Source organism: Stenotrophomonas sp. YIM B06876 (assembly GCF_030711595.1).
Lineage (GTDB): Bacteria > Pseudomonadota > Gammaproteobacteria > Xanthomonadales > Xanthomonadaceae > Stenotrophomonas.
In genome coordinates, this window is record NZ_JAUJUJ010000489.1 from 305 (window position 1) to 608 (window position 304).

General features: G+C 67.1%; 1 pseudogene. It reads left to right on the forward strand.

The features are described 5' to 3' along the window. Positions 1 to 304: pseudogene (locus tag QZH66_RS18090) on the forward strand (hypothetical protein); the annotation flags it as partial.

Below are 304 nucleotides of genomic sequence, written 5' to 3' on the forward strand. Positions count from 1 at the left end.
GGACCTGGTGGAGTGGCAGTTGCGCGTCGCTTCGGGCGAGCCGCTGCCCTTGATGCAGGAGCAACTGAAGATCAGCGGCCATGCGATCGAGGCGCGCATCTGCGCCGAGAACCCCGACAACAATTTCCTGCCCGCCACCGGCACGCTGCATGTCTACGGCCTGCCCGAGTGCGTGAGCTTCGAGCGCGCGAACCTGAGCGACACAGGCGTCGCGGTCCGCGTGGACTCGGGCGTGCGCCAGGGCGATGCGATCAGCCCGTTCTACGACTCCATGGTGGCCAAGCTCATCGTGCACGGCGACACG